This is a genomic window from Asanoa ferruginea, assembly GCF_003387075.1.
Lineage (GTDB): Bacteria > Actinomycetota > Actinomycetes > Mycobacteriales > Micromonosporaceae > Asanoa > Asanoa ferruginea.
Window position 1 is genome coordinate 2,702,444 of sequence record NZ_QUMQ01000001.1, and the last position, 13,427, is coordinate 2,715,870.

Consider the following 13,427-nt stretch of genomic DNA (forward strand, 5'->3'; position numbering starts at 1 on the left):
TAGAGTTACGGCGGTCATGGCGGAGGGGAAACGCCCGGTCACATTCCGAACCCGGAAGCTAAGCCCTCCAGCGCCGATGGTACTGCACCCGGGAGGGTGTGGGAGAGTAGGACACCGCCGGACATCTTTCACTAAGGGCCACCTCTTCGAGGTGGCCCTTAGTTGTGTCTCCGTTCTCTTTAGCGCCGGCGTTCGTAACCGGTCAGTGCCAGGACGGCGCCGACCAGAAGCGCTGAGCCCACTGCCGTTGCCGCTGTCAGCCGCTCGTCGAGCCAGAACACCGCGATAACCGCGGCCGTTAGCGGCTCAATCAGAGCGACGATCGACGCCGTGGTGGCCTGGACGACCGCCAGGCCGGCGAAGAACAACGCGTAAGCCAGCGCGGTGGGTCCGGCAGCGAGGTAGGCGAGTAGTCCGAGCGCTTCTCCCCGGTTGCCCGAGCTCGGCAGGAGACCTTCGAGCATCGCTAACGGGAACAGGCACACCATGCCGACGGCGAAGCTCGCGGTCAGCATGGACGCCGCACTCCCGCCGGCGCGGCCGGTCCGGCGGGTGAGCAGCGTGACGACCGCATAGCCGCCCGCCGACAGCAGCGCACACGCCAACCCCAGCGCCGGCGCGGCGCCGGCGGCCGCGCCACCGCCGGCGACCAGCAGGACCAGGCCGAGCAGCGCGAGCCCGACGGCCACCACGCCGCCGCGACCGAGTTCCTCGCCCAGCGTGATCCGCGCTCCGACCGCGATGAGGATCGGCCCGGACCCGAGCGTGACTACCGTTGCGACGGCGAGCCCGGCGTATCCGACCGCGGCGAAGTAGGCGGTCTGATAGACCGCCAGCCCGACCCCGGTGATCAGCACCTGCCGCGACCGCCAGACCGTGCGCAAGCGGAGCACCCGGTGTCCGATGGCGAGCACGACGACTCCGCCCGCGAACCGCCAGAAGGAGACCGCGATCGCGCCCATGCCGCTGTGTTCGAAGAGCACGGCCGCCGCGGCACCACCGGTGCCCCAGGCCGCGGCCGCAATGAGGATGTAGAAGATTCCCCGCCCGACGGGCAGGGTGGTATTCGTATTCACGTGTTTCTCCGTTGTCATCGCCGCCCGGGCGCCCACGGGAGAACCCGGGCTCGGGAAGTGGCACGAGCCGGGTCAGGTAACGATGGTCGTTACCGGGTGGGCGGTGGCGAGACAACGAAGAGGTTCACCGGGGCACCATAAGCGCCCCGAGGGTCCCTTGTCTTTCGGATTGTGTGTCGCGGCTGAGCCGCCCCCGGACATGGCTTGCCCGGCGGGAGCGACGGTCGTGCCCACCGCGGACCCGGGACCGGATCTTTTCTTCTCAGACCACAGTTCGATAGGTGTCGGCCGAGCTGATCGCGCTGCTCGCCAACGCCTGTGCCTCGTCGAGGCGGGCGCGGGCCTGCTCGAGGTGGGTGATCGCGTCGACAATCGACGGGTGCAGCGAGCCGATCGCGGTCATGCGGAGGCGGGTCAACGCCTCGTCGAACGAGTCGGCCACGCCGCGCAACGTCTGCAGTGCGTGCTGGGTCTGGTCGACCGACGCGGCCAGGTTGAGCTTGACCTCTTCGACGTTGGGCATGGCGCCGCCTAACTCATGACGGCCATGACGGCCGTGCCGATGAGCGTGATCAGGACTGGTGCGAAGCAGACGATCGCGCCGATGCCGAGCGTGCGGTCGACCTTGCCCCCGGGTGCCGGGAACGCGGCGCCGATGGTGACCCACGCGAACGCGAGCGCGGCCAGGGGCAGGGTCAGGCCGCAGCCGAGTGCGTAGATCGACATCGGCGTGCCGCCGGCGGTCACCAGGAGGGCGATCTGCACCGCCAGCACCGCCGCCGAGAACGGGCCGTAGACGAGCATGTTGCGCAACCACGTGCGGACCGGCGGGGTTTTTTGGGTCAGCGCGGCGCCGGGCGCGCCGAGCAGAGCCGCGTCGGCGCGGTCGGCGGTCGATCGGGCGTGGTGCAGCGCGGCGAGGACCGCCGACGGACCGCCGGCGACGGCCCGATTGGCCGCTTCGGCGTCTGCGGGGGTCGGGTGCAGTTCGGTTTCGGGTACGCCGGCCTCGCGCAACCGGGCCTGCTGCGGCACCAGCCGTGCGCGGACCGAAGCCAGCTCGTCGCGTGCGGCCCTGACCACCTGCGCCTGCTCGCCGGCCGCCGTGGCCGCGCCACGCCGGACCGTGTCGAGGCGTTGTGCCGCGGCGCAGTAGGCGTCCCAGGCGGCGTCGGCGTCGTCGCGCTTGTGGCCATAGGAGGACTGGTGGGGGACGGCTGGTCCTGGTCCCACCGGAACGGGAACGGGCGTCGGCTGGTCGGGGACGATGAACGGGATCCCGTTGGTCGGCTGTTCGGGGGGCGTCATCGGTCGGCCTCCGGGCGGACGAACGGGACGATGACCGAGGTGCGATCAGTGTGCCGGTCGTGCAGCAGCGCGCGGTTTTCCCTCGGCTGCCAGTCGACCGGGCGGCTGAGCAGCAGGCTCACATCGGACGCGGGCACGTTGAGGAAGACCAGGCCGGCGACGTCTTCGCGGGCAGCGGTGCCGACCTCGTCGGTGAACCGGCGCAGCCCGCGCCACCAGGAGAGCAGGTGCACGCCGCGGCCGGGACCGGTGCGCAGCACCAGCCGGAGCCGGTCGGGCGGCAGCGCGCCGCCGGCCATCGCGTCCATGCCGAACACGACCATGTAGCCGGGGCGGTCGATGGTCAACGCGTCGGCGAGCCCGGCCGCGGTGACCGCCTCGACCTCCTGGTGCTCGGCGAGATCGCGGGCCAGCGCTGCGGCAACCTCGTCACCTTCGGCGACCAGCGACGCGATCACGAAGCGGGCGGTGCGCGGCGGATGGTGTGCCGCCACCCCCCGCGCCGCGGCGTCGAGCACGCCGGCGCCGGTCGTGCTCGGACCGATCACCGCCAGGTGCCGACCGGGCGCGGTGTCGAGCGGGAACGTCGCGGTCGACAGCGACACGTCGATGTGCCGCCCGACCAGCGCGGCCGGCCGGGTGATCCGCCCCGCGAGCGCCGCCCGGAAGGTGGGGTCGTCGTTGAGGTGCTGATGCGCGTACCCGGCGAAGACCTTGGGCGGCGCCGCGTCGGCGTGGCGTCTTTCCCAGAGCCCGTGCCGGAGCTTGACCAGCGCGGACCGGTCGCCGTGCGGGTCGGGGAAGCGGATCAGCCGCTCGTGGCCGCGGGTCGCACCGCGCGGGCCGCCGAGGCCGCCGGCGGTGTTGACCACGGCGGCACCGAGCGGCAGGCCGGCGGCCGCGTCGTTGGTCGGCTCGAGCACATCTCCGCCGCCCGGCAGAGCGACCCGCACCGGGAACTGACCGAAGATCGAGTCGCGCTTGGCGTACAACGCTTCGACCCCGAGCACGGTCTGACTGGCCAGGATCAGATGGATGCCGTACGAGCGTCCCTTACGCGCCAGCGACTCGAGCAGCGTGACGGCCTCGGTGGCCGTCCGGTCGCCGCCGGCCAGCAGCACCTGGAACTCGTCGACGACACAGACGATCCGCGGCAGTCGCTGGCTTTCCCGCAGGTCGGTGAAGCGGGTGACGCCGGCCTTCTTGTAGGCGACCGAGCGGCGGCCCATCTCGGCGTCGAGCTCGCGGAGGACAGCCAGGCCGTATTCCCGGTCGGACTCGACACCGACGGCGCGTGCGTGTGGCAGCCAGGTGCGGTCGCGCTCGGTCGGCACGAACTCGGCGAACGAGATGCCCTCTTTGAAGTCGAGCAGGTAGAGCGTCATCTCCTCGGGCCCGTAGCGCGTGGCCAGCCCGTAGAGCACGTTGATCAGGAACGCCGTCTTGCCGGCACCCGACCGTCCGCCGATCATCCAGTGTGGAGTCAGGTCGTTGAACTGCAGGTTGACCGGCCGGTCACCGTCGTGCCCGACGACGGTGGCCAGCCCCGAGGCGGAGTCGTCGGCCCAGATATCGGCCGGGTCGCCGGGCAGCAGGTCGGCCAGGGCCAGCCGCGAACTCGCGGCGAACCGCGCGCCAAGCTCGGCACAAACCCGCTCGAACAGATGCGGCGGCGGGTCGTCATCCAGGAAGACCGGTGCGTTGAGCCCGACGTTGGGCGGCTTGGCGAAACTGGCCCCAGGCGGGTCGCTAATCAGTGCGTGCGGGTTGCGCAAAGCGATCCTGGTGGCCAACGGCATGGGCTGCTGGGTCGTCTCCAGCGTCAACGGCGGCGGCGGCCAGCCGGCAACGATAAGGTGCAGGCCGGCATCGGGCCCTGCTTGGGCGAGTGCGCTGATGCGGGCAAGATCGGCACTCTCGGTCAACTCGGGCAACGACGCAATGACGAGGAGCAGGGTGCGCTCCCGCCGGTTGTGCCGCGCGGCGGCCGGCCGGGCTGGTCGGACCCACTGCTCAGCTTCGGCGAGCACGGCCCGCAGCGCGGTGCGATCGGTGGCCGGCGGCGGCATCAACCCGGCATCGGCAAGCGCGGCGAAGGGCGCGAAGAGCATCCCCCCGCCGGCGTCAACGGCGCGGACGAGCAAGGACCCAGGCGCGGCGGCGGCAAGCAGCCGCAAGAGCAAGGCCCGCAACAGCCCGGCAACGCGCGGATCGCGCGCATCGGCGTCAATCGTCAAATGCCCGGTGCCGAGCAAAGGCACAATCGCCGGAAACCGGGCGTCATCGAGCGGCTGGGCGGTGCCGATGCGTACGAAGGCGGGGACCCCGTGCCCGCCCAGCGGCGTGTCTTCAAACCGCGCGTCAAGCTGACCACCAAGCCACCCGGGGGTAAGCACGCTGGCCGCGGCCCGCAGCTGCTCGGCGAGTTCACGCTGCGCCCGCTCATCGGCTACCGGCGCCCGAACCCCGGCAAGTGCCCCATCGGCAGCATCAACAGCCGCGGCGGCCTGGCGGTGCAGCGCGGCGGCCTCTACTGCTCGCGCCTGCGCCCTGGACACACCGCTCACCTCCCGGGTTGAAGGTATAGCAGCGCGCCAGAATGTCCCACGCTCCCCACCGCGCGCCGTACGGCTAACCTCGGCATGTGGCCGCCGTATCCCCCGCAAGCACGACCCCGGTCGCGCGAAGCGCCCGCCCGCTGCGCCTTATCCTGATGGTGGTCGCAGGGGTGTTGACCCTCCTCTGCCTGGGCGGGGTCGGCGTAGGCATCAACCTCTATGACGAAGCAACCGCCATCGACCGCGAAAACCCCGACGTCGTTGTCTCCAGCTATCTCCGTGCGTTCCTTGTTGATCGGGACGATGCCGCAGCGAAGCTTTACACGTGCGCCCAAGACGCCGGGCTCAAACCGATGCGCGCCTTCAAACGCGACATCGAGATGAGAGAACAGAGTTTCGGCGTGACAATCTTGGTTGACTGGGGTGCGATCCAGGTTGAGCCCGATGGCAACAACCGCCGCGTCACCACGGAGATCGGCCGGAGCCTCAGCGGCGGCGAACGCTCTTTGCAGACGTGGCAGTTCACGGTTATCGACGAAAACGGCGGCTGGCGCGTCTGCTCGGCTCAACGGAGTAGCTAGCTACTCGATCCAGAGGAGATGAACCGGAACCTCGAGGGTCTTGGGAGCTTGTCCACTCCAGGCCCAGCGATACCATTCCAGCTCCGTTGCCAAGCGTACACAGATGTCACCATCGGCATTCGTATGCACCTCCGTGACTGCCCTAAGGTCACGTCGCTCGACACCCTCGACGACTTGGACGATCCGTCGACCAGAGAGGGCGTCTACGTCAACCGCAGGCACTGGCATTCGGGTCGCTGGCGCGTCTAGGGACACCAGCCTCGAAATGACATCGCGGTGGCCAGACGGCGAGGTACCAGAGTCGCCGAGCGTCTCCACCCAGACACGCTCGATCGGCACCAGCGGCGCGAACACCTCGATCTGCTCCGACTCCGCCCGGTACCACTCTTGCTCGGGTATCGCCGGCACATAGGTCCGGCTGCCCTGCACGATCCGATCGTCTGCGCGCAGATCGCCGCGCCAACCGGCGCCGGGAAAGCCCACGATCAGGCGCCGTCCTCGAAGGTCAGTGACCGTACCGGCCGGTGCGGGCACGATCGGCCTCGGCGGCCGTGGTGCCCAGTCCGGCTGGCCGGCGAACGGGTCTGGCATAGGTTCGCGACTCATCCGTCGTCTCCGCTCCTCGCGCCGACGGTCAGGCGCTATGCGCCGGTGCCCAATGGCGCTCCCTTGTCGCGCATGAACGGCAAAGGATTGGTGGCACCCGAACTGCTCCGATCACCGTTCAGGTGCACCTCGAAGTGTAGGTGGGGACCCGACGAATGACCGCTGGTGCCGACGATGCCGATCGGCTGACCCGCGACGACGGTCTGGCCCACGTGAACCTTGGGTCGGTAGAGCATGTGGCAATAACGGGTCATCACCTTGCCAGCGTGCATGATATCGACATACCAGCCGCAGCCCGGCGTGGACGGGGATCCATCGCGATCACACCGGTAGGGAGGGCTGCTGTCGTTGTCGCAGCGGGAGACGATGACAGTGCCGTCGGCAGCAGCCAGGATGTCGTCGCCGCGCGACGCGCCAAGGTCGACACCTTGGTGATCTGGCCGCTCGGCTGTGCGGAAGCCGGAGACGACTCCGTCCTTCACCGGGGCAGTCCAACCCGAGGCCGCCACGTCGCCCATTGCCGCGCAGCTCAACGTCGCCTTCGTGGCGGATGCCCTGCCGGCGCCGTCGGCCAGCAGGTTCACGATCTCGGCCGCGTCCGGCTCGTGCTTCGCGTAGGCATCGGGGAACGCGCTCCGCTGGACCTCCTGAGCCGCGTCGGTGAGCGCCATCTTCTCCCAACCAGGGATCTTTACGAGCTTCTGGTAGAACTTGCGGCTCGCGTAAACGGGGTCGCGCACCTGCTTCGGCGTGCCCCACCCTTGGCTCGGCCGTTGCTGAAACAGCCCTTGCGAGTCGTGATCGTTTCGGGCTCCCAGGTCACCCAGGTTGGTTAGCGACGACTCCTGTATCGCAGTGGCGATCGCGATCACCCATCCCTTGGGTGGCACCTTGAGTTGCGCGCCCACGTTGATGATTGTGGCCGCGTTGCGCATCTGGGCTTCGCTGTATCCCGCAACTTTGGGCATCTCGCCGTTGGCGGGCAACGGGCCTGCCTCGCCGCAACCGTAGGTCGACAGCACCTGGTCGTCATTGCTTAGCCCGTCAAGGAAGAAAGCGGCGGTCCCCCCGGCACAGCAGAGCAGTGCCAGGGAGGCGGTGAGCGCCGTCAAAAGCACAACGGTTCGCGGCCTGCGGCGTCTGACCGCGGTGTCGAGTTCCTCGGTCTGCGTCATCCGCGCTCCCAGTCGACACCGTCCACCAACCATCGGCCTTCGCCGACGACCAACCGGAGTAGCAGAGTTCCGGAGTCGACCGGATAGCTGACCTCCACCAAGCCACTGCCCCGCGGTACCACCGTTGCTGGCCCGGTCAAACGGTCTGCCGGGACCACGACCGGGTCGACGCCCTTGAGCTTCGCAGCTAGCGTCGGAGTGGAGTTGATCAGCAGCGCCTCGTACCAAGCGTCGGCCTTGGCGGTGCGGTCAAGCCAGTCGCCAGCGAATGCCTCGGCAACGGTCTCGGGTCGTCGGGCGCCGGGACTCAGACTCGGTCCTGGGTCCAGCGCGGTGGAAGACTCAGGTGAGGGCTCGACGACACCGTCATCGCCTTCTTTCGGAGCGGCCGCAGACGTGGCCGTCGAGGTGTCCACCGGACCAACCGCCCCCGTTCTCACATCCTCGGGACCCGAGAACACGCGAGCTACGCCAACTACGGCGAGGACCACGATGACCAGGACTAAAGCGATGCCGATGCGAGATCGGAGCGCCGCGGTACCAAGGATCTGAAGCACCCGCCGCACGTGGTCACCTCGCCTCGGACCGCACTCGTGGCGGAGCCGGTGCGGGGGAAACGTCCTTGGTCGATTCCGGCCGGTAGATCGCGTAGCTCGCCGGCGCCGTATCCGGAACGTCTGGCTCTACCCATCGAGTGGATCGAGGGCGGGCTGATGAGCCGGTCGAGGTTCGAGCCGGAGCCGGCGTCGGGACATCGGGGCGCTCTTCAGTCCGCGTCCGCTCGACGCTGGGCACCGCGTGGCTCGGGTCCTCGAGTCGCGCTTCGGGTCGGAGCGAAGTCTGTTCTGCGACTACGCCTCGGCGTTTGCCGATCCGTGGCTCGCTGGTGCCGCCCGGTTCGACCACATCCAATTTAGCTGCCTCGCGCATGTCCCGGAAGAAGCGGCGGTGCCAGGAGCCGGCCGACGTGATGGCAGCCGTGCTGTCCTTGCCTCCCAGCTGAGTGATCCGTCGGTAAGGACGGAGGAGGAGCCAGCCCACCACACCGGAAAGCCAGACCAGGACAACCTGAAGCCACCCCGGAAGTGTCGGCGTGTTCATGATCAGATCGACAGCGAAGAGGTAGATAGCCGCACCTGTACCGAAGATCGCGATATTGAAAACTGCGGCGACCACTGCGTTGGCAAGCCTCCGGATTCCGGCGCTTGCCGGCCGCATCAGCCCGACCGTGCCAAGGATCGGTGCGGCGATGACCGCCCATCGGAAGATCAGGAATCCAAGAAGTACGAGCAACGACGCGGTGAGGTCGAACAACGCGAAGAGGAACGCGGCGAGCAGCGCGATGAACCCAGCGCCCACCCGGTCCATGTCGCGACTTCCCTGGAGGTATTCATACGCTTCAGGGTCCTCAGTTTTGATCTGTTCGGCGACCTTCATCCATTGGCGGCTCTTCTGCGCAATGATGTCGTCGCGGTCTTTTGGATTGGCGCGGAGCCGCTCCAACTCGGGCCACGTGAGCGATTTAGCGTCGTAGAGAGCCAGCCCGTACTTCTTGGCTACATCGCTGTCAGCCGAGCCGAGGACGCCACGGACCCAGTTGCGGTAGAGCATCGTCTCGGTGACCGTGTCGCTGGCCCGAACTGCGGGTGGACGGTTGTCCTTGCACGCCTCTGGATCGCCAAGCACACACGGACCGTCCTTTGGACGCGGTCCAACCGCATCGTGGACGACGCCCAGCGCGCTCACCAGCGTGCCGTCAGCCATGTTCGCCGACTTGACTGGCCAGGCGGCCAGAGCGGTGACAGCGACCATAACTAGTAGCGCCCAGCCTGTCGTCGTCATCGCGTTGCTCATATCCGACTGCCGGGACCGCCAGATGAGGTAGAGCCCAACGATCGCGAGTGTTATGCCGCCAAACGCGGTGAACACCTTGGTATAGACGGCCTTTGTCGCCTGGTCGACCAGAGGGTCAGCCCAGCCCCACATGGACTGTGGATCCCATGCGCGCTCGCGAACAGCGTTTGACGCGCCAACAACTGCTGTCGCGATCATAAATTCGCCATTGGCTACGGTTGTGAGGAATCGGTAGTCCGGATGCAACAGCGTCGAGGCGCAGCCACCGTCGACGTCGTACGTGGTGTAGCTGTAGCCGGCGTAGCCGTACCTGCCGTACATACCGGTGAGCCCCGACTTCTTGGCACTCTCTGGGCGGTCGGCGAACCAGCCGGCCAGTCCAGAATCGGGTGTGCTCGGTGTAGGGGCCTTTAGGCACTGTGCTCGCTCGGCGGCAACGTCTGGCAACTTGTCGACGCATGCCTTGAAGTTGGCTTCCCACTGCTCGATTGAGCACACGTCACCCGGCGCCCGGGTGGGTACGGGGGCCGCGGCGGCGCCGAGGGCGGGCCAGCTGATGGTGGCCAGGGCCGTCACCAGCAAGGCGAGGATCAGAGAAGTTACCCGTGCTCGCGCCCGAGTCATCTCACTCCTCCAGGTCGGCGGGGGTGCCGGGGGGCGGCAGGATGGACGGTGTCGCGGCCGCTGCCGGCGTGGTGTCCAGGTGGTCCAGCAGGCCCTCGACGTAGGAGACGTCGACGCGGATCTTTTGGACCCGGCCGTCTACGTCGCGCATGACGAACTCGCGGAAGCCCAAGCGGGCCGACGATGATGTGTCGACGTTGGATAGCGAGGCGAGGGTGGCCTCGTAGCCGTCGTTGACCGGGACCCGCAAAAGGCGCAGCGCCTCGGAGGCGATTTCCTGGTCTTCCGCGATGCGGCCCACGAAGACTGTCGAGACCAGGTTTTGCACGTCCAGGCCCAGGATGTCGCGGGGGTTCTGTGACGCGACCAGGGCCGCCAGGTTCCACTTGCGGGAGTCTCGGGCCAGGCGGACCAGGAACGACCGACCCGAGCGCCAGCCCTCCATGAAGTGGGCCTCGTCCAGGCCGACCAGTTTGCGTTGTGACATCGAGCCGCCGTAGCAGCGGCGGACCGCGAGGCGGTGTGCGGTGTGCAGCATCGGCAGTGCCAGTGATTCCTCGGCCGACCAGTATTCGCGCTCGATCTTGAGGTCGGGGAGGCGTAGGCCGGCCATGGTGATGACGGTCAAGGCGGCGTCGGAGCCCAGGAGGTGTTCTGGCGGGCGGCCGAAGAACAACAGCGCCAACGGCATTTCGGCTGTGTCGAGGAGCAGGTTGGCCAGTTCCTTGCCGTCGTCGTCGTCCATCGCGGCCAGGCAGGCGACGATGTCGTCGAGGGTCGACGTCTCCTCCGCGGGCACCTGGCGCACCGCGTGCCGGAACAGCGTTGCCGTCGACGCCTGGCGGGCCACCTGCGGCGGTACCAGCATCTGGCAGATGTCCTGCACGAGCATCCGGCGCTCGGCCCGCGAGTTGGAGACCGCGATCTCGTATTCGCGGTCGCCCGGCGCGCCCAGCGAGAACTCCGTGCGCAGCGGCGTCGGGATCAGCGCGTAGGGGGCCAGCGTGCCGGCCTCGGAACCCGTCAGGTTGAGCACCCTTGAGAACGGGCGTAGCTCCGGCATCGAGCACAACCGGGCCAGCGGGCCCGACGGGTCGAGCAGGGTGACCTGGACGCCGCGCCTGGCTGCCAGGTAGCCCAGCGCGCCCAGCAGGGTCGACTTGCCACCGCCGGGCTCGGCGACGAAGACCGCCAGGCCGGAGCGCTCGCGTACTTCCATCGGGAAGTGCAAATCCAGGAAGACCGGGCGGCGGCAGGTGCCGGCGGTGCGGCCGATCAGATCGCCGCGCCGGTCGCCGACCGTTGACGCGGCCTGCGGCAACGCGGCCGCGAGGAGCTTGACCGGCATCCGCCGGATGTAGCCGGTGTTGGCGATCGGCTCGCCCGGGATGAACTCGCGGGCCAGCCAGTCTTGATTTTTCGGGTGCTGGAGCGAGATGCGCAGTTCGCGCGAGTAGAGCTGGATCAAACGGCGCGCCCGCTCGAGGCACTCGTCGCGGGTGCGGCCGCCGACGGCGATGCGGTGCCAGCCGTGCGCGCGGGCCGACTCGACCGGCATGCCGGTGGTCATCTCATCGCCGATGACCAGGGCTCGCTTGGCGAGACGCTCCAGCTCGGGTGGGGCGTCGATGCCGTGCTCGGCGTAGTCGAGTTGCTGCGACCGGATCATCCGGAGCCGGTGTTCGAGGTTGCGGAACGAGTCACCGGAGCCGAGCACGTCGACCCGCGACGAGATCTCCATCGGCCACGGCAGCCGCTCGTGGAAATGCATCCACGGCTCGTGTCGCTCCGGGATCTCCAGTGGCTCCATCCGGCCGACGGCGAGCACCGCGACGTGTCGCTCCTCGCCGGTCATCCGGTTGACCAGCTTGACCGTCGAACCGTAGGGCGTGCGGTAGCGCTCGATCTGCTCGGTCAGCCCGAGCAGGTCACCGCGTTCCCACTGGCCGTTGGAGACCGGCGACAGCGTGCGCGGCGGCTCCATGCACAGCGCGACCGAGCGGTAGAGCAGCCACTCGAGCTCGGTCGGCGTGACTCGGCGGCCGCGCATGCCGAACGCGCCCAGCACCTCGTCGAACTGCTCGACGGTGCGACCCAGCTTGCGCCGCTCACCCTCGGCGACGCCGCGGCCGAAGCTGCGCAGCACCCGCTCGGTCAGGGTGTTGCCGAGCGACCGCCGGGCGAACGTCACGCCCAGGTAGGTCTGCCCCTCGGCATGGTTGACGGACAGCAGGTGGCGCTGGGCGGCGACGAGGTGGTCGGACCAGGAGACGGAGCCCGGAACGCTGGGCAGCGGTGCCGGCGTGTGCTGGTCGACGGTGCGGGCCCACTCGTCGGCCGGGAAGGGCCGGGTGGTGCGCCGCAGATGCAGCCGGAAGCCGGCAAGCCCGGCATATTGCTCCGAGATCGCGGAGAGCAGCGCCTCGCGTTCGGCGTCTGGGCGGAAGGCCCAGCGCACCTCGGGCAGCCAGTACCACGCGGTCACCGTGTTGGGCGTGAACGTCAGGTGGCCGGCGATCTCGGTGATGGCGAGCCCGATGCTCGGGTCGCGGTCGCCGAACTTGATCGCCGGCGGCTTGACCGTGACCGGCTTCTTCGCCGGCTCGCGCCGCTCCTTCTCCTTGCGCCGGGGCGGCTGCGCGGGCTCGCGCACGATCGGTAACTGCGCGCCGGGCCGGTCGGGCGCGCGCTCCGGGCGCGGCGCCACCTCCGCACCACGCTCCGGAGCAGACGGCAACGGGTGTACGGCATTGCCGGGCCCCGCCGCCGGCCGGCGCGGCCGGGCCGGCTGCTGTGGCGCGGCCAGGCGGCTCGACGTCGGCGGCTCGGACCGCCGCCGCGGCTCCGGGCGCGACTCGGGAAGCTCGGGCAATGCCTCGGCGCCCGGCTCGAGGAACGCGTCGGCCCGCGGCTCGCCGCGCCACCCACTCCGGTTGTCGGACGGCGCCCGATTGGCCCGGCTGACGATCCGCTGGCGGTCAACCCCCGGTCGCGGCGACTCAGCAGGCCTCGGCCGCAACTCCCCATCGCGTCGCGTCGCGTCGCCGCCGCCGCGCGCCTCGTCACCCCAGGTCGCGGGTTCGCCCGCGCCGGAGCGCAGTGAGTCTTCGGCAGTGCGGCCAGCCGGCTCACCGGTGCCGGGGCGCAGCGCTTCGCCAGCACCGGGACGCAAGCCTTCGATGCGGCCCGCAAGGTCGCCGTCGCGGCGCGGTCGGTCGGCGCCGCCGCGGCGCGATGGTTCAGCGGTGATCGGGAACGGATCGCTGATCGTCGGGTAGTGCGGCGCGGCCTCGACCGCCAGCTGGCCACCGTCGCTGTCGAAGGGCAGCGGCTCGGCGTCTGCGTCGGCCGGCTCGACCCCGACCCCATGGGCACCGTTGCCGTTGGCCAAGCCCGCTGCGTGGCGGCCGCCGGCCGGGTCGGTCGGGTCGGCGACCGGACCGCCGGGCTGCGGTGGCGCGGCCCCGCCGAAGAGGTCGAGGAACGGCGAGTCGATGTCGGCCTCGGGCGGCGCGGGACGGCGCCCGGCCGGCACGCTGCGGCCGCGCTCGTCGGCCGGGCGGGAGCGGGCCGGCCCCGGCGCTTGGAAGACGGCGACCGAGCCGTGGCCCGGAGTGGTCACCAGCTCGTTATCCGTGCGATCCT

General features: G+C 69.4%; 10 protein-coding genes and 1 rRNA gene. 2 read left to right on the forward strand and 9 right to left on the reverse strand.

The features are described from left to right. Positions 1–6: 6 nt before the first annotated feature. A 5S ribosomal RNA gene (gene rrf, locus DFJ67_RS12825) occupies positions 7–123 on the forward strand. A 56-nt stretch (positions 124–179) separates the two neighbouring features. On the opposite strand, the gene DFJ67_RS12830 is transcribed toward rrf, so the two are convergent. The 4 genes from DFJ67_RS12830 to DFJ67_RS12845 all read right to left on the reverse strand — a co-directional run bounded on the left by DFJ67_RS12830 (position 180) and on the right by DFJ67_RS12845 (position 4,951). Beyond that, on the reverse strand, positions 180–1,076 hold the full coding sequence (locus DFJ67_RS12830; protein ID WP_239097227.1) for a DMT family transporter: 897 nt from the start codon (positions 1,074–1,076) through the stop codon (positions 180–182). 262 nt (positions 1,077–1,338) lie between these two features. Beyond that, entirely contained in the window at positions 1,339–1,599 is a 261-nt protein-coding gene (locus DFJ67_RS12835) for a hypothetical protein (protein WP_116068086.1), read from the reverse strand. A gap of 8 nt (positions 1,600–1,607) precedes the next feature. Further along, a complete protein-coding gene (locus DFJ67_RS12840) occupies positions 1,608–2,384 on the reverse strand; it encodes a hypothetical protein (protein WP_239097226.1) in 777 nt (258 codons plus the stop codon). Beyond that, on the reverse strand, positions 2,381–4,951 hold the full coding sequence (locus tag DFJ67_RS12845; RefSeq protein ID WP_409362929.1) for an FtsK/SpoIIIE domain-containing protein: 2,571 nt from the start codon (positions 4,949–4,951) through the stop codon (positions 2,381–2,383). The genes DFJ67_RS12840 and DFJ67_RS12845 overlap by 4 nt, the downstream gene beginning before the upstream one ends. 77 nt (positions 4,952–5,028) lie before the next feature. Here DFJ67_RS12845 and DFJ67_RS12850 point away from each other — a divergent pair, with 77 nt between their 5' ends. Beyond that, positions 5,029–5,523 (forward strand): hypothetical protein, encoded by a 495-nt coding sequence (locus tag DFJ67_RS12850; RefSeq protein WP_147315500.1) that lies wholly within the window; start codon positions 5,029–5,031, stop codon positions 5,521–5,523. On the opposite strand, the gene DFJ67_RS12855 is transcribed toward DFJ67_RS12850, so the two are convergent. The 5 genes from DFJ67_RS12855 to DFJ67_RS12875 are packed head-to-tail and all read right to left on the reverse strand — an operon-like array spanning position 5,524 to position 13,404. Then, positions 5,524–6,129: a hypothetical protein gene (locus DFJ67_RS12855; protein WP_116068088.1), complete on the reverse strand. Its 606-nt coding sequence runs from the start codon at positions 6,127–6,129 to the stop codon at positions 5,524–5,526. Positions 6,130–6,164: 35 nt separating this feature from the next. Continuing rightward, positions 6,165–7,304 carry a M23 family metallopeptidase gene (locus DFJ67_RS12860; RefSeq protein WP_116068089.1) on the reverse strand — a complete coding sequence of 380 codons (1,140 nt, stop codon included), beginning with the start codon at positions 7,302–7,304 and terminating at the stop codon, positions 6,165–6,167. After that, positions 7,301–7,870 carry a hypothetical protein gene (locus tag DFJ67_RS12865; RefSeq protein ID WP_147315501.1) on the reverse strand — a complete coding sequence of 190 codons (570 nt, stop codon included), beginning with the start codon at positions 7,868–7,870 and terminating at the stop codon, positions 7,301–7,303. Before DFJ67_RS12865 ends, DFJ67_RS12860 begins: the two co-directional genes overlap by 4 nt. Positions 7,871–7,874: 4 nt before the next feature. Next, the gene (locus tag DFJ67_RS12870) at positions 7,875–9,782 is read right to left on the reverse strand and encodes an MFS transporter (protein ID WP_116068091.1); all 1,908 of its coding nucleotides are present in this window, start codon (positions 9,780–9,782) and stop codon (positions 7,875–7,877) included. 1 nt (position 9,783) lies between these two features. After that, positions 9,784–13,404, reverse strand: a complete 3,621-nt coding sequence (locus DFJ67_RS12875) for an ATP-binding protein (protein WP_409362928.1) — start codon at positions 13,402–13,404, stop codon at positions 9,784–9,786. Positions 13,405–13,427 lie beyond the last annotated feature (23 nt).

Coding starts and splice junctions, on each gene's coding strand:
- DFJ67_RS12855 (WP_116068088.1), bottom strand. CDS start 6,129: ATGAGTCGCGAACCTATGCCAGACCCGTTCGCCGGCCAGCCGGACTGG.
- DFJ67_RS12870 (WP_116068091.1), bottom strand. CDS start 9,782: ATGACTCGGGCGCGAGCACGGGTAACTTCTCTGATCCTCGCCTTGCTG.
- DFJ67_RS12835 (WP_116068086.1), bottom strand. CDS start 1,599: ATGCCCAACGTCGAAGAGGTCAAGCTCAACCTGGCCGCGTCGGTCGAC.
- DFJ67_RS12840 (WP_239097226.1), bottom strand. CDS start 2,384: ATGACGCCCCCCGAACAGCCGACCAACGGGATCCCGTTCATCGTCCCC.
- DFJ67_RS12860 (WP_116068089.1), bottom strand. CDS start 7,304: ATGACGCAGACCGAGGAACTCGACACCGCGGTCAGACGCCGCAGGCCG.